This window comes from Serratia nevei, assembly GCF_037948395.1.
Lineage (GTDB): Bacteria > Pseudomonadota > Gammaproteobacteria > Enterobacterales > Enterobacteriaceae > Serratia > Serratia nevei.
The window spans coordinates 2458051-2480574 of record NZ_CP149940.1; the positions used below are offsets into that span (position 1 = coordinate 2458051).

A 22524-nucleotide genomic window follows, 5' to 3' on the forward strand; every position below is an offset into this window, starting at 1 on the left:
AGCGGGTTTGATTAATTACTCGGAAGTTGAATAGTCATTAATTGGAATTAATTTTAGTCGCCGACCGGTTTAAATAAATAATAAACGAACGGCATTTTTTATTGGCCGTTCGGGCTTTTTATGACTGCGCCACGGTCTCCAGCACCAGCTGACGAAACCGTTCGACGAGGCTGAACGGTGACAACAGCCTGAAAACCCGTTTCAAGTCATTACGTAATGCATTAATTTGTGTAAAATCAGAGTTAACCCAATACCGTTGAGAACTTTGCTATGGCTGGCGTAAACAAAACACATCTGACCGAAACGGACATCATCACCAAATTTATTCTGCCTGCGGTCAAGGAAGCCGGTTGGGATGTGATGTCACAGATTCGGCAGGAAGTGAAACTCCGGGATGGTAAGATCGTAGTGCGCGGAAAACTGGCTTCCCGTATCAAAGTCAAATCCGCCGATATCGTTCTCTACCACAAGCCAAACTTGCCATTGGCGGTGATCGAGGCAAAAGCCAATCAGCACGCCATCGGCAAAGGGATGCAACAGGGGCTAAATTACGCCGGTCTGCTTGACGTTCCCTTTGTGTTTGCTTCCAACGGCGACGGTTTTATCTTCCATGACAAAACCAATCCGCAGCAGTTGGAGTCCGAAATTGCACTTAGCGATTTTCCGACGCCTGAACAGCTATGGCAGAAGTACTGTGTCTGGAAAGGGTTCACGCAGGAGCAATTGCCGGTCATCAGCCAGGATTATTACGATGACGGCAGTGGCAAGTCCCCCCGTTACTATCAGATGCAGGCGGTCAACCGAACGGTCGATGCCGTATCGGCAGGGAAAAACCGCGTTTTGTTGGTGATGGCGACCGGTACGGGCAAAACCTATACCGCGTTTCAGATCATCTGGCGGTTGTGGAAAGCGAAAAACAAAAAACGCATTCTGTTCCTGGCGGATCGCAACATTCTTGTCGATCAGACCAAAAATAACGATTTCCAGCCGTTTGGCAACGCCATGACCAAAATTACCGGGCGTACCATCGATCCGGCCTATGAGGTTCATCTGGCATTGTACCAGGCGATAACCGGCCCCGAAGCGTATCAAAAAGCCTACAAACAGGTGGCGCCCGACTTCTTCGATCTGATCGTGATCGACGAATGCCACCGTGGCAGCGCCTCCGAAGACTCCGCTTGGCGTGAAGTTCTGGAGTATTTCGGCAGCGCCACCCAGATTGGCCTGACGGCGACGCCGAAAGAAACCGAAGACGTCTCCAACATCGACTACTTCGGTGATCCGGTATACACCTACTCGCTGAAAGAGGGCATTGAAGATGGCTTCCTCGCGCCGTACAAAGTGGTGCGTGTGGATATCGACGTTGATGTCCAGGGCTGGCGGCCGCTTAAAGGACAGTTGGATAAATACGGCGCAGAAATTGAAGATCGTATTTATAACCTGAAAGATTTTGACCGCACGTTGGTGATTGAAGAGCGCACCATGCTGGTGGCGCAGACCATCACCGATTACCTCAAGCGCACCAACCCGATGGATAAAACCATCGTCTTCTGCAACGACATCGATCATGCCGATCGCATGCGCCACGCGTTGGTGGTGCTGAATCCGGAACAGGTCCTGAAGAACGAAAAGTATGTGATGAAAATCACCGGCGATGATGACGCAGGCAAGGCGCAGCTGGATAACTTTATCAATCCTAAGAAAGCCTACCCGGTTATCGCGACGACCTCGGAGTTGATGACTACCGGCGTGGATGCCCAAACTTGTAAATTGGTCGTGCTGGATCAGAACATCCAGTCGATGACCAAGTTCAAACAGATCATCGGGCGCGGCACGCGCATTAACGAAAAGTACGGCAAACTGTGGTTCACCATTCTCGATTTCAAAAAAGCGACCGAGCTGTTTGCGGATGAGCGCTTTGACGGCGTGCCGGAAAAAGTGCTGATTGTGAAGCCTGACGATATTTCAGACGCGGGGTCTGATTTTAATGAACGGTTGGATGCTGAAGAGAACGCAGAAGAGACCTGCGGCGCTGCGCATGAAGAACCGGCGGAATACCAGACCAACCCGGATAAATCGGCGGGGAACGGTGAATTCCATCCGAATGACGACGACAAAACCCGTAAATTCTATGTCAATGGCGTGACCGTCAGCGTGCTGGCCAAACGCGTTCAGTATTACGATGCCGATGGCAAACTGGTCACTGAATCTTTCCAGGATTACACCCGTAAAACCTTGCTCAAAGACGGTGAGTTCGCCTCGCTTGATGGCTTTGTGCGTAAATGGCAGGCGGCGCCGCGCAAACAGGCCATTATCGAAGAGCTGGAACAATTGGGTATCCTGTGGGATGTGCTGGCCGAAGAGGTGGGGAAAGATCTCGACCCGTTTGATTTGCTCTGCCATGTGGTGTACGGTCAGCCGCCGTTAACGCGCCAGGAGCGTGCCGCCAACGTGCGTAAGCGTGATTATTTCACCAAATACGCCGAGCCGGCGCAGCAGGTGCTCAGCACGCTGCTGGATAAATATGCCGATGAAGGGGTCCAGGAAATCGAAGACGTTCAGGTCTTGAAACTGAAGCCGTTCGATACGCTGGGGCGCCCGCTGGAAATCATCAAAACCCGCTTCGGTGACAAGCAGGCTTACGAACAGGCGGTTAACGAACTGGAAAACGAAATCTATCGGTTACCGCCGCGTTTCGCCTGATAGCGCATAAACCTTTCGCCACGGGTTGCTTCCGCAGCCGGTGGCATCCTTTTTTAAGTATGGAAAGAAAACATGTCGATTAGCTCAGTGATTAAATCCCTTCAGGACATTATGCGCAAAGACGCCGGCGTAGATGGCGACGCGCAGCGCCTTGGCCAGCTTTCGTGGCTACTGTTTCTGAAAATTTTCGATACTCAGGAAGAAGAGCTGGAATTGGAGCAGGATGATTACCAGTTCCCGATCCCGCAGCGCTATTTATGGCGCAGCTGGGCGGCGAACAGCGAAGGGATCACCGGGGAGGCGCTGCTGGAGTTCATCAACGACGATCTGTTCCCGACGTTGAAAAACCTCACCGCGCCTATCGACAAAAATCCGCGCGGTTTTGTGGTCAAACAGGCGTTCAGCGATGCCTATAACTACATGAAGAACGGCACGTTGCTGCGCCAGGTGATCAACAAGCTCAACGAAATCGATTTCAGCAGCAGCCAGGAACGCCATCTGTTCGGCGATATCTACGAACAGATCCTGCGTGACTTGCAAAGTGCCGGTAATGCGGGCGAGTTCTATACCCCGCGTGCCGTGACGCGCTTTATGGTCAACCGTATTGACCCGAAACTGGGCGAGTCGATCATGGATCCGGCCTGCGGCACCGGCGGCTTCCTTGCCTGCGCGTTCGACCATGTGAAAGAGCATTACGTCAAAACGACCGAAGACCACAAAACGCTGCAAAAACAGATTCACGGCGTAGAGAAGAAACAGCTGCCGCACCTGCTGTGCACCACCAATATGTTGTTGCACGGCATTGAGGTGCCGGTACAAATTCGCCACGACAACACACTCAACAAACCGCTGTCCTCCTGGGATGAGCAGATTGACGTGATCGTCACCAACCCGCCGTTTGGCGGCACCGAAGAAGACGGCATCGAGAAGAACTTCCCGGCCGAGATGCAAACCCGTGAAACGGCGGATCTGTTCCTGCAGCTGATTATCGAAGTGCTGGCCGATAAAGGCCGTGCGGCGGTGGTATTGCCGGACGGTACGCTGTTTGGCGAAGGCGTAAAAACCAAAATCAAAAAGCTGCTTACCGAAGAGTGCAACCTGCACACCATCGTGCGTTTGCCGAACGGCGTGTTTAACCCGTATACCGGCATCAAAACCAATATTCTGTTCTTCACCAAAGGTCAACCGACTAAACAGGTGTGGTTCTACGAGCATCCGTACCCGGACGGTGTGAAGAACTACAGCAAAACCAAACCGATGAAGTTCGAAGAGTTCCAGGCCGAAATCGACTGGTGGGGCAACGAAGCGGACGGTTTTGCCGGCCGTGAGGAAAACAATCAGGCGTGGCAAGTCAGCATCGACGACATCATCGCCCGCAACTTCAACCTCGATATCAAAAATCCGTACCAGGGTGAAACCGTCAGCCACGATCCGGATGAACTGCTGGCGCAGTACCAGAAGCAGCAAGCGGAAATCAGCGATCTGCGCAACCAGCTGCGCGATATCCTCGGCGCTGCGCTGGCCAGCAATAAAGGGGCGAACTGATGAGCGTTGAGAAACTGATTACCGATCATATCGATATCTGGTCCTCGGCCCTGCAAACTCGCTCCACCGCCGGGCGCGGCAGCAACGGTAAAATCGACCTCTATGGCATTAAGAAACTGCGTGAGCTGATTCTGGAACTGGCGGTGCGCGGCAAACTGGTGCCGCAGGATCCGAATGATGAACCGGCGTCTGAGTTGTTGAAGCGTATTGCGGCTGAAAAAGCGGAGCTGGTAAAGCAGGGGAAAATTAAAAAGCAGAAGCCGCTGCCGGAAATTAGTGAGGATGAGAAGCCGTTTGAGTTGCCGAAGGGGTGGGCATGGATCAGATTAGGTGATGCGACAATTAACCGTGATTCTGAAAGGATTCCACTTTCATCTGATGAACGCTCCAATCGACAAGGGATATATGACTATTATGGTGCGTCAGGAGTTATTGACAATATTGATGACTTCCTGTTCGATGAAACACTCCTTCTTATTGGTGAGGATGGAGCTAATTTGATAAACAGAACAACATCAATAGCTTTCATGGCTCACGGTAAATATTGGGTGAATAATCATGCGCATGTATTAGATGGTATTTGCGTGAGTTTTCTTGAATATGTCTGCTTGTATATCAACTCTATTAATCTTGAGCAATATATTACGGGGACGGCCCAGCCTAAAATGAATCAAGCAAAAATGAATACTATTTTGCTTGGATTAGCACCAAAAAGAGAACAGTCTCGAATACTATCAAAAGTTAACATACTTATGTCCCTCTGCGATCAACTGGAACAGCACTCGCTAACCACTCTGGATGCCCATCAGCAACTGGTGGAAACCCTGCTGGCAACGCTGACCGACAGCCAAAATGCCGAAGTACTCGTCGAAAATTGGGCGCGAATCAGCCAACATTTCGATACGTTGTTTACCACCGAAGCGAGCATCGACGCACTTAAGCAAACCATTCTGCAACTGGCAGTGATGGGTAAATTGGTACCGCAGGATCCTAACGACGAACCGGCTTCTGAACTGCTTAAGCGTATTGGGCAGGAAAAAGCGCAGCTGGTGAAAGAAGGCAAAATTAAAAAGCAAAAGCCGTTGCCACTAATTAATGATGATGAGAAACCGTTTGAGTTGCCGGAAGGTTGGACGTGGGTAACGCTATCACATCTGGGGATTTTCTCTGGTGGTAAAACCCCTAGCAAGATGAGAGATGAGTATTGGGGCGGAGATATTCCCTGGGTGACACCAAAGGATATGAAAACGTGGCTAGTAACGAACTCAGAGGATTTCGTTACTAGCTTGGCAATTGAAAGTGGGTTAAGTAAATTCTCTCCAGGATGTTTGTTGTTTGTTGCAAGGAGTGGAATCCTGAGAAGAACATTTCCTGTTGCAATAACAGCTATTGAATGCACTGTTAATCAAGATTTAAAAGTTTTGAAACCTTTCGTTTTAAACACTAATAGCTATATTCTTTTGATGATGCGTGGTTTTGAAAAATATATACTTGAGAACCTTACCAAGGTAGGAACAACTGTTGAAAGTTTATTGTTCGATGAGTTTTCATCACATCCTTTCATGTTGCCTCCCTTAGAGGAACAACTCCGTATCTGCGATAAAGTAAATGAAATATTGAATGTTTGCGATACCCTCAAGTATAACCTCCATTCCGCCCAGCAAACCCAGCTCCATCTGGCGGACGCACTCACAGACGCAGCATTAAACTAAGGAACGGACGATGCCGCTTCATCATGCAATCTGGCGGGTGGGGGATGCCCCACAGCCACTGGCTATCAGCAAGCTCCCCAGCGAACAACTGCTGGAGAAGATGATCTTAAGCGATCCGACCATCCTCTCCGACCAGTGGATGCTGATCGGCCATCAGGAAAATACCCTTGATAAGGGGCGTATCGATCTGCTGGCTATCGCGCCGGATGCCTCGTTGATTCTGATTGAGCTGAAGCGCGATCGCACACCGCGTGAGGTGGTGGCGCAGGCGTTGGACTATGCCTCCTGGGTGGATGATCTCACCGCCGATCGTCTGTCGCAGATTTACGAAAAATTCTCCGGCGGCGGCAATCTGGGGGAGGCGTTTAAGCAACGCTTTAACACTGAACTGGAAGAGGACTCCCTGAATCAGTCACACCAAATTATCATCGTGGCGGCAGAGCTGGATCCCTCGACCGAGCGTATCGTGGACTATCTCAGCAAAAATGGCATCTCGATTAACGTGCTGTTCTTTAAAGTGTTCCAGCACGGCGACGATCAGTTCTTAAGCCGCGCCTGGCTTCTCGATCCGAGCGAAACGCAAACCAATGCTGCACAAGCCACCGCAGGAACCAGCGCCAAAACCAAAGATCCCTGGAACGGGGAGTTCTATGTTTCATTTGGCGATCCGTTAAGCCGGAGCTGGGAAGAGGCGCGTCGCTACGGGTTTATCAGCGCCGGTGGCGGCAGTTGGTACAGCCAGACCTTAAAGCAGCTCCAGCCCGGCGACCGCGTGTGGGTAAAGATCCCGGCAACGGGCTATGTAGGCGTCGGTTTGGTCCAGAGCGCTGTAGAGCCCGTCAGCAGTTTTACGGTTAACACCGAAGACGGTGAAAAACCGGCGATGGAAGTGCTTAAGTATCGCGAGCTGTATCGCCGCAATGCCGATGATCCGGACAAATCAGAGTATTTTGTCCCGGTGAAATGGCTGGAAACCCGCAGTGAAGAAGATGCGGTCAATGAAGTGGGCTTTTTCGGTAATCAGAATACGGTATGTAAACCGACGGCGCCGAAGTGGCGCCATACCATTGAGAAGCTGAAACGCTATTTCCGCCACTGGGATGCGGACGCGTAATGGGGCTGGGCGATGGGATCGCCATCATCAGCTCTTCCCCACGGTCTCCAGCACCAGCTGACGAAACCGTTCGACGATCGGCGAAGCCGGGCTGCGGCGCAGCGCCAGGTAAAGCGGGGCGCTGAGCTGCGCCTCTTCGGCGAGGGTGCGGTAGACGATACCGTCGCCGCCCAGCCGCCGCATTGAGCCGGGCACCACTGACAGCCCCAGCCCGGCGCCGACCAGGCTGAGGGTGGCCGGCAGGCGCGGCGCTTCCTGCACGATGCGCGGGCTGAAGCCGGCGCGGTGGCAGGCGGCCAGGATGGCGTCGTACAGCCCCTGGCCGGCCGGGCGGCGATAGAGAATAAACGCCTCGTGGGCCAGTTCGGCCAGCGGCAGCGGCTGCTGCGTTTCTTGCGCCAGCCGGTGGCCCAGCGGCAGGGCGACGATCATCGGTTCGCTGAGCACCGGCACCACGCTCAGGCCGGGAATGCCGCTGGCCGGCGAACGCACAAAGGCGGCGTCGAGGCGCTGTTCCAGCAACGCCTCCATCAGTTCGCCGCTGCCGGCTTCTTCCAGCTGGGTGGTGATGCCCGGCAGGATGTCGCGGTAGCGGCGCAGCAGGTTGGGCACGAACGGGTGCAGCGCGGCGGAGCTGGTGAAGCCGATGGCGATGTGCCCCTGCTCGCCGCGAGCGGCGCGCTGCACCGCTTCGCGCAGGCGTTCGGCGCGCGCCAGCAGGGCGCGGGCCTCTTCGAACAGCACGCCCCCCGCTTCGGTAACGCGCACGCCGCGCGGCAGGCGCTGCAACAAGGTGACGCCCAGTTCATCTTCCAGCCCCTGCAGCAGGCGGGTCAGCGGCGGCTGCTGGATAAACAGCCGCTCGGCGGCGCGGGTGATGTTGCCTTCTTCCACTACGGTGACGAACGCCCGCAGGCGACGCAGTTCGATCATAGCCATACCTCAAAGGTATCTTTAGTTGTTCCGGAATGCATTAGACATCATGGCACGGCGGCGCGCATGATACCAGACATCAAAAAAGCGATATGGAATGGCAATGTCATGTCAGATATCAATACGTTAAAACCGCACCCGGCGGCAGCGCCGGGCAACGCGGAGCTGTTTGTGGGCTTTCTGTGGCTGGGGCTGATCGGCTTCGGCGGCGTGCTGCCGCTGGCGCGCAGCATGCTGGTGGAGCGCCGGCGCTGGCTGAGCGGCGAACAGTTTACCGAGCTGCTCGGGCTGTGCCAGTTTCTGCCCGGCGGCAACGTGATCAACCTGTCGGTGGCGGTGGGCATGGAGTTTCGCGGGCTGCGCGGCGCGCTGTGCGCCTTGCTGGGCCTCATCAGCGCGCCGACGGCGATCGTGGTGGGGTTGGGCGTGGTCTACGCCCGCTTCCAAAACGATCCGCATGTGCAGCATGTGTTCGCCGGGCTGGCCGCCGCCGCGGCCGGGCTGCTGCTCTCGACCGGGATCAAGATGCTGCTGCCGCTGCGCGGTAAATGGCCGGCGCTGGCGATCGTCGCGCTGGCCTTGATCGCCATCGCCTGGCTGCGCCTGCCGCTGCTGCCGACCATGCTGGTGCTGGCGCCGCTGAGCATTCTGCTGATGTGGCGGTGGCCGTCATGAGCGGGGTTCTGATTGCGTTGGCGCTGATCTTCACCGAGCTCTCTCTGCTGGCGTTTGGCGGCGGTATGACCATTCTGCCGGAGATGCAGCGGCAGGTGGTGGAGGTGCATCAATGGATGAGCGCCCAGGAGTTCAGCGCGCTGTTCGCCATGGCGCAGGCCGCGCCGGGGCCGAACATGATGATCGTGCCGTTGGTCGGTTGGCACGTCGCCGGCTGGGCGGGGCTGCTGGTTTCTTCGGTCGCCAAGTTCGGGCCGTCTTCCATCGTCACGCTGCTGGTGATGGGCGCCTGGCGGCGCTTTAAGGATCGCCCGTGGCGCCGCATCGTGCAGGCCGGGCTGGTGCCGCTGACCGTGGGGTTGGTGGCGGCCAGCGGTATCTTGATCGCCGAGGCTTCCGCACCCAGCTGGCGGCTGGCGGCGATCGTGGCGCTGGCGACGGGGCTGAGCATGAGCAAGCGCCTCCATCCGCTGTGGGTGCTGGCGGGCGGCGCGCTGCTCGGGCTGCTGTTCGCCTGAGGGATTAGCGCGGGATCAGCACAAAGCGCGAAGGGCCGCCGCGATCGATCAGCTCATAGCGCTTTGGCGCGGTCAGGGCCAGAAACGCCACCATGCTGCCTTCGGCGTCGGTCAGCGTCATGCCGTCCGGCGTCGGCCGCCAGGCGACCGGCAACGTTTGCAGCGCCAGCGGTTGCAGGCACTGGGCGGAGGCGCTGAAGCGGAAGGCGTTGGTGTTGGCCACCGCTTCGTCGCTCAGCTGCACCTCGCAGACGGTTTTACCGTCGCCGATGGCGGCAAGCTGCCAGTCGCCCTTCAGCGCGGCGGGTTCCAGCAACGGCAGTGAACTGCCCAGGGCACTGCTGCACAATACGCTCATAACGACTCCTGTCAGGCTGGCGCGGCGCAAGGCGCGCATAAGGAAATGGGTTGGCATCGGGTCACTCCTTTCGGCTGTCCGTTCACACCTTAGCACGTTCCCTGCGGGATGATGAGGCAAGGATTAGGTTTTTTAATCCTCGATAATTCTGATCTAACCGGCGATAACATGCCCATAAAGACGAGTCATTAGCCCGCCGATACGCTTATCTTTCTCATTAATACTGCGCTAATACAAATCGTTATGATTATTTCCGTCTTAACGCCCGGCGCGATGATGCACGGCGGCGTCGGGTCGCGCCGTCGGGGTTAATTACTATACTGGTCAATCCTAAGCCTTGGCTTAGATTAGAACGACTGATGAATAGTCTTACAAAGCGAGTGGATTCCTACTGTGTAAAAGGAGAATGCAATGAGCAGTCGCCACAACGATATTTTGCAAGATGACGATGAGTTCACCAGCCTGTCCGCCACATCTCCCAACGATCATAACTATCAGTTTTACTATCACCGACCCGGCAGCCTCTATGATGGGTTAGGGTACGGCGCGCTGTTTACGCTGGACAACGCCAACCTGTACAGCAACCAGCGCGGCGGAGCAGCCATCAACAATCTGGGTAAAATCCGCGATAACTTCAGCTTCGATCGCGCCGCCGATCAGCTGACGCGGCCGGGCCTGACGCACAACGGCGATCAGGTCTATCACCAGCCGGTGGCGCTGACCTATTCCTTCCTGACGCAGAGCGCGCTGAACCGCATCGGCCAAACCGGTGACGGTGACAAGGGGCTGCAACCGCTGACTCAGGCGGCGCAGGCACAGGCGCTGAAATCGATGCAGGCCTGGGCCGACGTGGCGAATGTGACCTTTACCGAGGCGGCGTCCACCGATATCAACCACCGCGCGGACATCACCTTCGCGTACTTCACCCAGCGCGCCGACGGCAGCACCGCCGCCGGCAGCGGCCCGAATGCCATCAACGCGTACGCCTATTACCCGCCGAGCTCCAAGCCGGGCAGCGATAACGCCTTTGCCGGCACGGTGTGGTTCAACAAAAACTTCGCCACCCATCAGGCGCCGGTTAGCGGCGACTTCAGCAGCCAGACCTTCACCCACGAGCTGGGGCATGCCCTGGGGCTGGCGCACCCGGGATCTTATGACGCCTCGTTGGGCAACCCGAGCTACCAGAACGATGCCGCTTACTATCAGGATTCGTTGCAATACTCGATCATGAGCTATTTCAACGCCGGTTATACCGGCGCCGACACCAAAGGGATGTACGGCTATGGCCCGATGGTGGATGACATCGCCGCGATCCAAAAATTGTACGGCGCTAACATGAGCACCCGCACCGGCGACACGGTGTACGGCTTCAACTCCAACACCGGGCGCGATTTCCTGACCGCCACGGCGGACAACGGCAAACCGGTCAACTTCGCGGTGTGGGACGCCGGCGGCAACGACACGCTGGACTTCTCCGGCTACAGCCAGCAGCAGATGATCAACCTGAACGACGGCGCGTTCTCCAGCGTCGGCGGCGGCACGCAGAACGTCGCCATCGCGCGCGGGGCGATCATCGAGAACGCCATCGGCGGCAGCGGGCGCGATGTGATCATCGGCAACGATCAGGACAACCTGCTGGCGGGCAACGCCGGTTCGGACATCCTGTACGGCGGGATGGGGGCGGATCATCTGTGGGGCGGCAAAGACGCCAACAACTTCACCGACTATTTCGTCTATCTCAATGCCAAAGAGTCCACGGTGGCGGCGTTCGACGTGATTGAAGACTTCGAGCACGGCATCGACAAGATCGATCTCTCCGGCCTGCGCTTCAACAACAGCCTGAGCGAGCTGCGCTTTATCGACAGCGGCAGCGCCTTCAGCGGCCAGAAAGGCGAGATCCAGCTCAACTTCGACGCCTTCAACGGCACCACCGATCTGCTGATGAACACCCACAGCAACAGCTACGCCGCCGACTTCAAGATCCATGTGGTCGGGCAGGTGGAGCAGAGCGATATTCTGTTTGCCTGAGGGTGAGGAAGGAAAAGAGAAAAGGGCCGAACGGCCCTTTTTTTACGCCTGGGCCGCCGCCGCGCTTTCCGCCACGAAGGAGCCGGTCGCCACCGCGCCGGCGCGGCGGTAGTGGGCCACGATCACGCCGCCGGGCGAGACCACCGATTGGGCCAGCGTAAAGGCCGCCGGCGCCGCGTTGTCATCGAACAGCCGCTTGCCGCCGCCGAGCAGCACCGGGTAGGTGAGCAGGCGCAGTTCGTCCACCAGATCGTTGGCCAGCAGCTGCTGCATCAGCGTGCTGCTGCCCTGCACCAGCAGCACCGGCCCCTGGGTGCGCTTCAGCTCGCGCAGCCGGGCGATGATGTCCCGCCCCAGCCACTGGCTGTTCTGCCACGCCAGCGTCTCGCCGTGGTGGGTGGCGACGTACTTGGTGGCCTGATTGAACACGCGGGCGATATCGGCGGAAAACGGATCGGCCTCGTCGGTGATCTGCGGCCAGTAGCCGGCGAAAATGTCGTAGGTGCGCCGCCCCAGCAGCAGATCGAACGGCGCGGAGAAAAGATCGCCCATCGTTTCCGCAATGGCGTCATCCCAGTAGGGGGCTGTCCAGCCGCCGAATTGAAAGCCGCCGCTGCGATCTTCGTCCTGCCCGCCCGGCGCCTGCATCACGCCGTCGAGGCTGACGAAGGCGCTGGCAATAATCTGTCGCATGGCTGTCTCCTGCCGTTGAGTGCCAGCTGAAAGTTTAGCCGCCGCGCGGCGGCTACGCCAACCGGCCGCTCAGGGCTGCAGCGCCTTGAGCAGTGCCTGATGGAAACGCTCCGGTTCTTCCATTTGCGGCGCATGGCCCAGCCCGGCGAACTCGATCAGCGTGGCGTGCGGGATCAGCTTCGCCGCCTGTTTGCCCAGCTCCGCGTAGTGGCCGATCCTGGCCTTGACCGCCGGCGGGGCGATATCGCTGCCGATGGCGGTGGTGTCGGCGGTGCCGATCATCAGCGTAGTGGGGGTTTGCAGATCCTTGAACTCGTAATACACCGGCTGGGTGAAGATCATGTCGTAGATCAGCGCCGAGTTCCACGCCACCAGGCGATGGCCCGGCCCGTTGTTCAGCCCGGCCAGCATATCCACCCAGCGATCGTACTCCGGCTTCCAGTTGCCACCGTAGTAGGTGCGCTGCTCATAGTTGCGGATGCCCTCGGCGGTGGTGTTCAGCTCGCGCTCGAACCATTGATCGACGCTGCGCCACGGCACGCCTTTGGCCTTCCAGTCCTCGAGGCCGATCGGGTTGACCATGACCAATTGCTCGACTGCCTGCGGATACATCAGGCTGTAGCGCGTGGCCAGCATGCCGCCGGTGGAGTGGCCGATGACGATGGCCCGGCTGATTTTCAGGTTCTGCAGCAGGCCGTGGGTATTTTGCGCCAGCTGTTGGAAGCTGTACTGGTAATGCGCCGGTTTTGTGGAGGAGCAAAAGCCGATTTGATCCGGCGCGATCACGCGGTAGCCGGCCTTGCTCAGCGCCTTGATGGTGTCCTGCCAGGTGGCGGCGCAGAAGTTTTTACCGTGCAGCAACAGCGCGGTGCGGCCGTTGGCGGCGCCTTCCGGCGGCACGTCCATATAGCCCATTTTTAACGGCTGCCCCTGCGAGGTGAAGCTGAACTGCTGCAACGGGTAGGGGTAGTGAAAACCCTGCAGCTCCGGGCCGAACTTCGGCGTTTCGGCGGCGGCGGGGAACGCGGCCAGCGTGGCGCACAGCAGCGCGCTACGGGTGAATCTCAGCATCCTGATCTCCTGAAAAACGGACGATAGCCGAGTATAGCCATAATCAGGGCGTCGGCGCGCCGATGGTTTCAGATAATTCTGTAATGTTACGGCCCGATTCCGGGCAAGGTTCCGGCCACGGCCTTGCACACAGTGAACGCGGTCACGCCGCGCAACATTGGCGGTGCCTGATGGTTTTATTTCAAGGCTAAGTTATGCGATGCTTAAGCATTATTTATGCAAAAGGATCCTCGCATGTCCGCTTTATCCCGCTGCGCTTTCAGCGAAGGCAGCGTCGCTTTGCCAGAAGGCTATGCCGATCGCACCGTCAACGTGCTGTTGGCCGGCGATGATGTTTCCCCCTCAATCAATATTTCCCGCGATGCGCTGCAGCCGGCGGAAAACCTCGAAGGCTACGTCACCCGCCAGCTCGATGCGCTGGCGCAGGGGCTGAAAGGCTGGGCGTTCAAAAGCCGCGAGCCGGCGACGCTGGGCGATGGATTAACCGCCGGTGAATGGGTGCGCGTCAGCTACCTGCGCGACGGCAAGCGCATCTGGCAAAACCAGGCGGTGTTCGCGCTGGCGGAGGGCCGGGTGCTGGTGTTCACCCTGGCGATGGCGCGTAAGCTGACGCCGCAAGATGACGCCCTGCTCCAGCAGGTGCTGAGCAGCTACCGGGCGGCATAACGATGAACCCTTCACGTAAAAGGACCTTACGATGACCGAAGCGGCCCGCGTCGGCGATACCATCGGGCATTCCCATGCCCTGGCCGGCATGATTGCCGGCACCCTTGTCGGCGGCCTGATCGCCGCCGCAGGCGCGGTGGCGGCGGGTGCGCTGTTCGTCGCCGGCCTGGCGGCTTCCTGTATTGGCGTTGGCGTGTTGCTCATCGGCGCCAGCCTGGCGGTGGGGTATCTCACCGGGGAGGCGGCCACCGCGGCGCGCGACGGCATTGCCGACGCCGGTGCCGGTAGCCTGACCCCCAAAGGCAATATCGTCACCGGCTCCCCCAACGTCTTCATCAACGGCAAACCCGCCGCGCTCGCCACCAACAGCCAGGTGGCCTGCAGCGACGACGGCCCGAGCATGCAGATGGCGCAGGGTTCCGACAAGGTCAGCATCAACGGCCAGCCCGCCTCGCGTGTGGGGGACAAAACCAACTGCGACGCGCAGGTAATGGAAGGCTCGCCCAACGTGTTTATCGGCGGCGGCACCGTCACTACCTTGCCGATCAAGCCCGAAGTGCCGGATTGGTTGTACAAGGTCTCTGACCTGACGCTGCTGTTCGCCGGCCTGGTGGGTGGCGTGGGCGGCGCCGCCGGCAAGCTGGGGGCGCTCGGCAAACTGCTGGGCAAGCTGCCCGGCATCAACAAGCTGGCGCGCATCGCCTGCCGCGCCGGCACCTTGATGACCGCCACCGCCGCCGTCGGCATTATCGCCCGGCCGGTGGATATCGTCAGCGGCCAGAAATTCCTCGACGGCGAAGACGATCTCGATTTCGTGCTGCCTTCGCGCCTGCCGGTCGCCTGGCAGCGCTATTGGCGCAGCGGCAACCCCGGCGACGGCGTACTGGGCCGCGGCTGGAACCTGTTCTGGGAGAGCAGCCTGCAGCCGTATCAGGACGGCCTGGTATGGCGCGCCCCTTCCGGCGACTTCGTCGCTTTCCCGCAGGTGCCGCGCGGCCACAAAACCTACTGCGAAGCCGAAAAATGCTGGCTGATGCACAACGACGACGGCAGCTGGCAGCTGTTTGACGTCGGCGAACAGATTTTCCACTACCCGCCGCTGGCGGGCGACCAGCCGAGCCGGCTCAGCATGATCACCGACGCCATCGGCAACGCCACCTCGCTGTTTTACGACGACGAGGGGTTGCTGAGCGAACTGGTGGACAGCGCCGGGCAGCGCCTGATGTGCCGCTATGCGCAGGGCCGCCTGCGCGAAGTGGCGCTGCAAACCGCCGAAGGCGAACGGACGCTGGCGCGCTACGGCTACGATGAGCAGGGCCAACTGACGACGGTGAGCAACCGCGCCGGTGAGGTAACGCGCCGTTTTGGCTGGCGCGACGGCCTGATGATCAGCCACCAGGACGCCGCCGGGTTGCTGAACGAATACCAATGGCAAGAGATCGACGGCGTGCCGCGCGTGACGGCCTACCGCAACAGCGCCGGGGAATCCCTTGAGTTCGGCTATGACTTCGCCGGCGGGCGCCGCAGCGCGGTGCGCGGCGACGGCAAGCGGGCGGAGTGGCGGCTGGATGACGACGACAACGTCGCGCAGTACACCGATTTCGACCAGCGCCGCTACGGTTTTATCTACCAACGCGGCGAGCTGTGCAGCGTGCTGCTGCCCGGCGGCGCGCAGCGCCAGAGCGAATGGGACCCTTACGGCCGCCTGCTGTCGGAGACCGATCCGCTCGGCCGCGTGACGCGCTATCAATATTCGCGCAACAGCGGCCGGCTGTTCGCCGTCGCGTACCCGGACGGCAGCAGCGAGGCGCAGCATTGGGACACGCTGGGGCGCCCGACGCGCTATGTCGATGCCCTGGGCAATGCCACGCTGTACCGCTATCCGGATGACGAAGAGAGCCTGCCGGCCGGCGTGATCGACGCGCTGGGCGGGGAGGTGAAGCTGGAGTGGGACGCCCGCGGCCAGCTGACGCGCTACACCGACTGTTCCGGCAGCGTCACGGCTTATACCTACGATGCGCTGGGGCAACTGACGGCACAGACCGATGCCGAAGGCCATCAGACCCATTACCGGTGGGATAACGGCGGCCGCCTGCACACCCTGATCCACCCGGACGGCGGCGAAGAGCGCTTTAACTGGAATGCGCACGGCCAGCTGGCCGAACATCAGGACGCGCTGGGCAGCCTGACCCGCTGGCAGTACAACGCCCTGGGGCTGCCGGTCAGCATCACCGACCGCATCAACCGCACCCGGCGCTATCACTACAGCCCGCAGGGCTGGCTGACGCGGCTGGAGAACGGTAACGGCGGCGACTACCGCTTCAGCTACGATGCGGTGGGCCGCGTGCTGGCCGAAGAGCGCCCGGACGACACCCGCCACTATTATCGCTACGGCGCGGCCGGGCTGCTGGAGGAGCACCGCGAGGTTGGCCTGCCGGGCAGCACGGGCGAGCTGACGCAGCGCGAACAGCGCTTCCGCTTCGACGAGGCCGGGCAGCTGGTCTGGCGCGGCAACGCCAGCGCGGAATGGCATTACCGCTTCGACGCCATGGGGCGGCTGCGCGAGCTGAACCGCCTGCCGACGGCGAGCGGCGCGGCGCTGGGCATCGAGCCGGACAGCGTGCAGATGCGCTATGACGCCGCCGGGCGGCTGCTCGGTGAGCAGAGCGTGAATGGCGAGCTGCAATACCAGTGGGATGCGCTGGCCAACCTGCAGGCGCTGACGCTGCCGCAGGGCGATCGCCTGCGGTGGCTGTATTACGGCTCCGGCCACGCCAGCGCTATCAAATTCAACCAGCAGGTGGTGAGCGAATTCACCCGCGATCGCCTGCACCGGGAAACCGGCCGCAGCCAGGGCGCGCTGCAGCAGCAGCGGCGTTACGACGCCATGGGGCGCCGCAGCTGGCAAAGCAGCGCCTTCGGCCACGACAAACTGACCCGGCCGGAAGACGGCGTGCTGTGGCGCGCTTATCGCTATACCGGCCGCGGCGAGCTGGCCGGAGTGAGCGACGCGCTGCGCGGCGAAGTGCACTACGGTTACGACGCCGAAGGCCGCCTGCTGCAACACCGCGAGCCCAATCAGGGCAAACCGGGCGCGCGGCTGGTGTACGATCTGGCGGATAACCTGCTGGGCGAACGCAGCCCGCAGAGCGACATCGACGCGCACCTGCCGCTGGCGCCGATCGCCGATAACCGGCTGACGCACTGGCAAAAACTGTTTTACCGTTACGACGCCTGGGGCAACCTGATCAGCCGGCGCAACGGCCTGTACGAACAGCACTACCGCTACGACGCCGACAACCGACTGGTGCAGGCGCACGGCCGCGGCCCGCAGGGCGAGTTCGAGGCGCAGTACCATTACGACGCGCTGGGCCGCCGCAGCCGCAAGGCGGTGCGCTACAAGGGCAAAACCGAACAGACGACCCGTTTCCTGTGGCAGGGCTACCGGTTGCTGCAGGAGCAGCGCGACGACGGCAGCCGCCGCAGCTGGAGCTATGATCCGGCCAGTCCGTGGAGCCCGCTGGCGGCGCTGGAGCAGGCGGGCGACAGCCGCTCGGCGGATATCTACTGGTATCACACCGATCTGAACAGCGCGCCGCTGGAAGTGACCGACGCGGCGGGCAACCTGTGCTGGTCCGGGCAATACGACACCTTCGGCAAGCTGCAGGGCCAGACGGTGGCCGGCGCGGCGAAGCGGCAGGGCGCGCAATATCAGCAGCCGCTGCGCTACGCCGGGCAATATCAGGACGACGAAAGCGGCCTGCACTACAACCTGTTCCGCTACTACGAACCCGAGGTGGGGCGTTTCACCACGCAGGACCCGATAGGGTTGGAAGGCGGGTTGAACCTGTATCAGTATGCGCCGAACCCGCTGATGTGGGTGGATCCGTTGGGGTTGAGTAGTAAGCCTTGCAAGACTGAAGAAACAACCCGTGTTCGCCATTACACCAATCGTAAAGGCTCAAATGCAATTGAAGAAAGTGGCGTAATAAAAGCTCAGGATAATGGTCGAGTTTATGTTGAGCCAGCAAATAAAAAACCAATGAGTCAAGTTCAGGCTGAAAATAAATATCAAATTAAACCAGGAAGAGGAAGGGATTATGTTGAGACCGATGTTCCCAACTCACAATTAGAGTGGATTACTAATCCTCGCTATCATACCCAAGAGCTTACTGTGAAGGGTGATGTGCCCTTAAAAAATCCAACGGTCACAAAAAGGAAGTAAGATGTTAAAAGAAAATGAAACAATCAAACTAACAGGTGAAGAAGCTGTTAATATAATCAAGGAGGTTAATTATTTATTGATCTCACTTGGTAATATCGCACATTATTATTACAGCGAGCCAGTTATTAGTGACGATAAGCGGTTAGAGTATGAGAGCGAAACAACTAAATTTATAGACAAGAATAAAGTTACACATAGGCTGGCAGAAATTAGAAGGATATTATCCAGTAAGTTTGATAATAGCCTTGGTGATGATGATATGGATGATATAGAGAGAGCTACAGAGGATACCCCTTATTGGGAGAAGCCGGGGGACTAGCCTCAAAGAAAATTAGGCACTACAGGAATAGCGTGGTGCCTCCTGCTAAACAAACGAATTTAGAATTTAATTAAAGCGTGAAAAGGCAATGTTTGGCTCTTTAAAAATCATATAGAATCAAATGGTTAAGATTGTATGGCAGGCCGCCTGCTGCAACACCGAGAACCCAATCAGGGCAAACCGGGCGTGCGGCTGGTGTACGATCTGGCGGATAACCTGCTGGGCGAACGCAGCCCGCAGAGCGACATCGACGCGCACCTGCCGCTGGCGCCGATCGCTGATAACCGGCTGACGCACTGGCAAAAACTGTTTTACCGTTACGACGCCTGGGGCAACCTGATCAGCCGGCGCAACGGCCTGTACGAACAGCACTACCGCTACGACGCCGACAATCGGCTGGTGCAGGCGCACGGCCGCGGCCCGCAGGGCGAATTCGAGGCGCAGTATCATTACGATGCGCTGGGCCGCCGCAGCCGCAAGGCGGTGCGCTACAAGGGCAAAACCGAACAGACGACCCGTTTCCTGTGGCAGGGCTACCGGTTGCTGCAGGAGCAGCGCGACGACGGCAGCCGCCGCAGCTGGAGCTACGATCCGGCCAGCCCTTGGAGCCCGCTGGCGGCGCTGGAGCAGGCGGGCGACAGCCGCTCGGCAGATATTTACTGGTATCACACCGATCTGAACAGCGCGCCGCTGGAAGTGACCGATGCAACGGGCAACCTGTGCTGGTCCGGGCAATACGACACTTTCGGCAAGCTGCAGGGCCAGACGGTGGCCGGCGCGGCGAAGCGGCAGGGTGCGCAATATCAGCAGCCGCTGCGCTACGCCGGGCAATATCAGGACGACGAAAGCGGCCTGCACTACAACCTGTTCCGCTACTACGAACCCGAGGTGGGGCGTTTCACCACGCAGGATCCGATAGGGTTGCGCGGCGGGTTGAACCTTTATCAGTATGCGCCGAACCCGCTGATGTGGGTGGATCCGTTGGGGTTATCTCCAGTAAGCCCAAAAACTGTTCTTTTCTCACAAGACAGTATTAATCCTGTCTTCGATGATGGCAGGAATGTTAATGAGTTAATTCATAGATTGAAAAACGATCCGTCATATATCAATCAAGTAGAACCTATTAGAAAAGTAAGAATGCGTGATTTACCAGAAAATGTACAAGAAAGGTTAATTTCCCAAGGTGCACATAAGGATTCTGTCTTTAGTCTTGATAACCGGCGTCTTTATGCAGCTAAAGAGGCTGGTGTAGCCAAAATCCCTTCTAGGTGGGCAACACAGGAAGAATTGTCGAAAATTAATCTTAATAGGCGTTTTTCAACTAAGAATTCAGGCAGGTCAATTAGAACTAGAGGATGTGCTTAAAATGAATGTACAAGCAATAAAAACTAAGTATGGGATCATGCTAGGACGAGATGCCTTGATTATTTCTGAACATGAAATGAGTTTTTCTCCTTTTACATTTAAAGTTAAAGCGTTGCTTTCGTTATCGGCATGCGAGCCAGAGATTTTGAATGAGGCAGATGTGAAAATAGAGTTCTTTTTTAGTGAAATAGAAAGGATGTCTATTTATAAAGTTGATGACTACCCTTATGAGAGGTATTCAGAGTCAAGCTTTGATTTGCTGGAAGAATACAGTTCAGGAAAAAAAAGAGTTGCGTTAAGTACTTATGATCATGTTTTCGATGTTACAGGTAATTTTAAAATATTGTATGAATAACGGGGCGTTTTGAGTCGCAGAAAAAGATCGAAGTGGTAGGAGGCATAGTAACAACAACAGTCGCTGCGCGACACCTTTGGATTGATAGAACACACGAAGCAGGACTACTCGATGTCTCAACACCATCGAGTAGGTACCTGTAACCTATTAGCTGTTAAACCAATAACGGCGTGGGCGGTAGCGTGTTAAAACTACGAAGTAGAGACCTTGAAGTAAGGGGGGGGGGCTGTCGTGGATGATAGTGAAAACATGATTGTTACTCAGGCTGAAATTAGTGCGCTGAAGAAGCTTATCATGTATGTTAAGTTTTCTTGTGATGATGTTGAGTCATTAGAGTATGCTGGTAGTTATGCAATCAATAATTTCTTTGATAAGTTGATTGCCATTGATTATCTTGGAGGGTTTGAGCGAAAATTTTATGATATACAAAACCCGGACAATGAGATTGCAGTAATGAACAAAATTAATAAATATCAACATAATTCTTTAAATAAAATGAGTGACGAGACTATGAGGGAAGTCTTTAAACAATGTCTTCATCCATTTAAACCAAGATAAAGTATCTTAATAGGAGAGTAATACTCTCTCTTACTAACCACATAGTTCGAAGAGTTTATAATCCTCCTGTGGCAGCACCGTCGGTTGTCGCAGGAGTGGTGTGACAACGGCGACTGTTCGGCGGATATTTTTTGGCGTTACATTGATCGGATTAGTGCGTTATTGGAAGTAAGTGACACGGTGTATAACCTGGGCGGGTAATGATTAATATGTTTGAAAATAATAGATTAATTGACAAACTGGTGTTTTTGAATGAATCTAATAAAAATGAAAGTGTCACTATAAATTTTTATTCTTGGGTCCATATTATTTATGGAGTGATTATTTTTTATGGGAGAAAAAGTGAAGAGGAAGCAAGTTACATAATTAACAATACACCTATGTTTACAACCCCACCCAAGAATTTCATGGAGGCCTGTATGTTAGGTCATGAGGATGAGTATTATTGGGGTATGGTAATGTCACATGGTGATAGATATTTTGAGAAGGGTTTTACTCGTACAGCACCGGATGATTATTATGAATGGGAGGAGGGCTATATAAGAGATCACCAGCTTGAGATAAACACTCTGGTTTTTAATGATTAAAACAAGTGATGTTGTTAGAGCCGGTAATTCTCAGTCGGTTCTAAATGTCTAGGGTAAAAAAGTATCTAAAAGCAGGTTTGATAATTTTGAAATATCCATCCATAAACATTGATAAATCATTTAATATTACGGTATCATTCCTCCCCCCAAACTAAATACCCAATGTCCCGTTAATCAGGGTGCGGCAGTGCCCGCCGATCCAGGGTTCGCCGTCAATAAAACGCACGCTCACGCGGCCATCTCGATTCAGTTGGGTGCCCTGGCGCACCAGGTAGCCCTGTGCGGTCTGGCCGCCGTCGGGAAAGCGGTTGGCCTTCAATAAGCGCGCCAGGCAGGCGTTGGCGCTGCCGGTCACCGGATCTTCAATCAAGGCACCGCATTCCACCATAAACGCGCGTATTTCGTAATCGGCCGGTTCGGCCGTGGTGCAGGCGCCATAGATCACCACGCCATCCACATCGCAAGCCGTTTGCAACCGTTTAATCGTGGCCTGATCCGGCGTCACCGCCAGGCAGGATTGTGCGTCCGGCAGGCGCACCATCAGCCAGCGAATGCCCATCTCGGCAATCACCGGCAGGGGGCCTCCTTCAATCACCGCGGGCCGTAAAGCGGCCATCAGCCGTTCTGTTTCCTCAGCCGCCATTGGGCGAAACTCAACTTCGGGTGCGGCGAACGCCAATGTGCCTTCCGGCAGGATATTGACCGCCACCAGGCCGACGCCGCATTCCTGCATCACCGTTCCAGGCCGTTTGGGCGTCAATCCGGCTTCCAGCAGGGCGTGGGCGGTGCCCAGCGTTGGGTGGCCGGCGAAGGGCAGCTCTTTTTCGGTGGTGAAAATGCGCACCTTATAATCCGCCACCGGGTGCGTCGGTTTAAGCACAAAGGTGGTTTCCGAAAGGTTGGTCCAACGGGCCAATGCCAGCATCTGCGCGCTGCTCAGCCCCTCGGCCTCCAGTACCACCGCCACGGGGTTGCCCTGCAGCGGCGTACGGGTAAACACGTCCACCTGTTTGTAGGCGCGGGGTGTCACATCATCACTTCTGAGCATTTGCCATCATCCGTTATCAACAAAACCTGATGATAACGATATTCGCCAATG

The 22524-nt window shown here is 57.0% G+C and carries 18 protein-coding genes and 1 pseudogene; 14 read left to right on the plus strand and 5 right to left on the minus strand.

Going from position 1 to position 22524, the window contains the following annotated elements; genetic code table 11:
* Positions 1-270: 270 nt before the first annotated feature.
* From hsdR to V8N38_RS11920, 4 genes are all read left to right on the plus strand, one after another.
* Entirely contained in the window at positions 271-2703 is a 2433-nt protein-coding gene (hsdR, locus tag V8N38_RS11905) for an EcoAI/FtnUII family type I restriction enzme subunit R (protein WP_147839992.1), read from the plus strand.
* 72 nt (positions 2704-2775) lie between these two features.
* Complete coding sequence (locus V8N38_RS11910; protein WP_147839991.1) at positions 2776-4248, plus strand: N-6 DNA methylase; 1473 nt, start codon at positions 2776-2778, stop codon at positions 4246-4248.
* On the plus strand, positions 4248-5960 hold the full coding sequence (locus V8N38_RS11915) for a restriction endonuclease subunit S (RefSeq protein WP_147839990.1): 1713 nt from the start codon (positions 4248-4250) through the stop codon (positions 5958-5960). Before V8N38_RS11910 ends, V8N38_RS11915 begins: the two co-directional genes overlap by 1 nt.
* Positions 5961-5970: 10 nt before the next feature.
* The gene (locus tag V8N38_RS11920) at positions 5971-7074 is read left to right on the plus strand and encodes a nuclease (RefSeq protein ID WP_147839989.1); all 1104 of its coding nucleotides are present in this window, start codon (positions 5971-5973) and stop codon (positions 7072-7074) included.
* Between the two features lie 27 nt (positions 7075-7101).
* Here V8N38_RS11920 and V8N38_RS11925 read toward each other — a convergent pair whose 3' ends face one another.
* Positions 7102-8013 (minus strand): LysR family transcriptional regulator, encoded by a 912-nt coding sequence (locus V8N38_RS11925; protein ID WP_147839988.1) that lies wholly within the window; start codon positions 8011-8013, stop codon positions 7102-7104.
* 102 nt (positions 8014-8115) lie between these two features.
* Between V8N38_RS11925 and V8N38_RS11930 the strand changes: the two genes are divergently transcribed.
* Complete coding sequence (locus V8N38_RS11930) at positions 8116-8682, plus strand: chromate transporter (protein WP_033634481.1); 567 nt, start codon at positions 8116-8118, stop codon at positions 8680-8682.
* Positions 8679-9200: a chromate transporter gene (locus tag V8N38_RS11935; protein ID WP_033634482.1), complete on the plus strand. Its 522-nt coding sequence runs from the start codon at positions 8679-8681 to the stop codon at positions 9198-9200. Before V8N38_RS11930 ends, V8N38_RS11935 begins: the two co-directional genes overlap by 4 nt.
* A 4-nt stretch (positions 9201-9204) precedes the next feature.
* Here the strand turns inward: V8N38_RS11935 and V8N38_RS11940 are convergent, their stop codons facing one another.
* A complete protein-coding gene (locus V8N38_RS11940; RefSeq protein ID WP_060419020.1) occupies positions 9205-9558 on the minus strand; it encodes an AprI/Inh family metalloprotease inhibitor in 354 nt (117 codons plus the stop codon).
* 411 nt (positions 9559-9969) lie between these two features.
* On the opposite strand from V8N38_RS11940, the gene V8N38_RS11945 reads away from it, so the two are divergent.
* A complete protein-coding gene (locus V8N38_RS11945) occupies positions 9970-11586 on the plus strand; it encodes a serralysin family metalloprotease (RefSeq protein ID WP_147839987.1) in 1617 nt (538 codons plus the stop codon).
* A 42-nt stretch (positions 11587-11628) separates the two neighbouring features.
* On the opposite strand, the gene V8N38_RS11950 is transcribed toward V8N38_RS11945, so the two are convergent.
* Both V8N38_RS11950 and V8N38_RS11955 read right to left on the minus strand, forming a co-directional pair.
* Positions 11629-12279 (minus strand): dihydrofolate reductase family protein, encoded by a 651-nt coding sequence (locus tag V8N38_RS11950; protein ID WP_084827834.1) that lies wholly within the window; start codon positions 12277-12279, stop codon positions 11629-11631.
* A 69-nt stretch (positions 12280-12348) separates the two neighbouring features.
* On the minus strand, positions 12349-13350 hold the full coding sequence (locus V8N38_RS11955) for an alpha/beta fold hydrolase (RefSeq protein WP_089185948.1): 1002 nt from the start codon (positions 13348-13350) through the stop codon (positions 12349-12351).
* Between the two features lie 234 nt (positions 13351-13584).
* Here V8N38_RS11955 and V8N38_RS11960 point away from each other — a divergent pair, with 234 nt between their 5' ends.
* The 7 genes and pseudogenes from V8N38_RS11960 (at position 13585) to V8N38_RS11990 (ending at position 21425) form a co-directional block, all read left to right on the plus strand.
* Positions 13585-14016, plus strand: a complete 432-nt coding sequence (locus V8N38_RS11960) for a DcrB-related protein (RefSeq protein ID WP_147839986.1) — start codon at positions 13585-13587, stop codon at positions 14014-14016.
* 31 nt (positions 14017-14047) lie between these two features.
* Positions 14048-18241: an RHS repeat-associated core domain-containing protein gene (locus V8N38_RS11965; protein WP_089185949.1), complete on the plus strand. Its 4194-nt coding sequence runs from the start codon at positions 14048-14050 to the stop codon at positions 18239-18241.
* A gap of 1 nt (position 18242) precedes the next feature.
* A complete protein-coding gene (locus V8N38_RS11970) occupies positions 18243-18560 on the plus strand; it encodes a hypothetical protein (RefSeq protein ID WP_060435512.1) in 318 nt (105 codons plus the stop codon).
* Between the two features lie 141 nt (positions 18561-18701).
* Positions 18702-19925 (plus strand): annotated as a pseudogene (locus V8N38_RS11975) (RHS repeat domain-containing protein); the annotation flags it as partial.
* A 1-nt stretch (position 19926) separates the two neighbouring features.
* Positions 19927-20280 carry a hypothetical protein gene (locus tag V8N38_RS11980; RefSeq protein ID WP_084827832.1) on the plus strand — a complete coding sequence of 118 codons (354 nt, stop codon included), beginning with the start codon at positions 19927-19929 and terminating at the stop codon, positions 20278-20280.
* Positions 20281-20511: 231 nt separating this feature from the next.
* Positions 20512-20838: a hypothetical protein gene (locus tag V8N38_RS11985; RefSeq protein ID WP_227818401.1), complete on the plus strand. Its 327-nt coding sequence runs from the start codon at positions 20512-20514 to the stop codon at positions 20836-20838.
* 200 nt (positions 20839-21038) lie between these two features.
* Entirely contained in the window at positions 21039-21425 is a 387-nt protein-coding gene (locus tag V8N38_RS11990) for a hypothetical protein (RefSeq protein WP_060448641.1), read from the plus strand.
* 151 nt (positions 21426-21576) lie between these two features.
* On the opposite strand, the gene V8N38_RS11995 is transcribed toward V8N38_RS11990, so the two are convergent.
* Complete coding sequence (locus V8N38_RS11995) at positions 21577-22473, minus strand: PhzF family phenazine biosynthesis protein (RefSeq protein ID WP_084827830.1); 897 nt, start codon at positions 22471-22473, stop codon at positions 21577-21579.
* Between the last annotated feature and the right edge of the window lie 51 nt (positions 22474-22524).

Bases quoted from the DNA above. Each gene is read 5' to 3' on its own strand.
- hsdR (WP_147839992.1), top strand. From the start codon at position 271: ATGGCTGGCGTAAACAAAACACATCTGACCGAAACGGACATCATCACC.
- V8N38_RS11910 (WP_147839991.1), top strand. From the start codon at position 2,776: ATGTCGATTAGCTCAGTGATTAAATCCCTTCAGGACATTATGCGCAAA.
- V8N38_RS11915 (WP_147839990.1), top strand. From the start codon at position 4,248: ATGAGCGTTGAGAAACTGATTACCGATCATATCGATATCTGGTCCTCG.
- V8N38_RS11920 (WP_147839989.1), top strand. From the start codon at position 5,971: ATGCCGCTTCATCATGCAATCTGGCGGGTGGGGGATGCCCCACAGCCA.
- V8N38_RS11925 (WP_147839988.1), bottom strand. From the start codon at position 8,013: ATGGCTATGATCGAACTGCGTCGCCTGCGGGCGTTCGTCACCGTAGTG.
- V8N38_RS11930 (WP_033634481.1), top strand. From the start codon at position 8,116: ATGTCAGATATCAATACGTTAAAACCGCACCCGGCGGCAGCGCCGGGC.
- V8N38_RS11935 (WP_033634482.1), top strand. From the start codon at position 8,679: ATGAGCGGGGTTCTGATTGCGTTGGCGCTGATCTTCACCGAGCTCTCT.
- V8N38_RS11940 (WP_060419020.1), bottom strand. From the start codon at position 9,558: ATGAGCGTATTGTGCAGCAGTGCCCTGGGCAGTTCACTGCCGTTGCTG.
- V8N38_RS11945 (WP_147839987.1), top strand. From the start codon at position 9,970: ATGAGCAGTCGCCACAACGATATTTTGCAAGATGACGATGAGTTCACC.
- V8N38_RS11950 (WP_084827834.1), bottom strand. From the start codon at position 12,279: ATGCGACAGATTATTGCCAGCGCCTTCGTCAGCCTCGACGGCGTGATG.
- V8N38_RS11955 (WP_089185948.1), bottom strand. From the start codon at position 13,350: ATGCTGAGATTCACCCGTAGCGCGCTGCTGTGCGCCACGCTGGCCGCG.
- V8N38_RS11960 (WP_147839986.1), top strand. From the start codon at position 13,585: ATGTCCGCTTTATCCCGCTGCGCTTTCAGCGAAGGCAGCGTCGCTTTG.
- V8N38_RS11965 (WP_089185949.1), top strand. From the start codon at position 14,048: ATGACCGAAGCGGCCCGCGTCGGCGATACCATCGGGCATTCCCATGCC.
- V8N38_RS11970 (WP_060435512.1), top strand. From the start codon at position 18,243: ATGTTAAAAGAAAATGAAACAATCAAACTAACAGGTGAAGAAGCTGTT.
- V8N38_RS11980 (WP_084827832.1), top strand. From the start codon at position 19,927: ATGAATGTACAAGCAATAAAAACTAAGTATGGGATCATGCTAGGACGA.
- V8N38_RS11990 (WP_060448641.1), top strand. From the start codon at position 21,039: ATGATTAATATGTTTGAAAATAATAGATTAATTGACAAACTGGTGTTT.
- V8N38_RS11995 (WP_084827830.1), bottom strand. From the start codon at position 22,473: ATGCTCAGAAGTGATGATGTGACACCCCGCGCCTACAAACAGGTGGAC.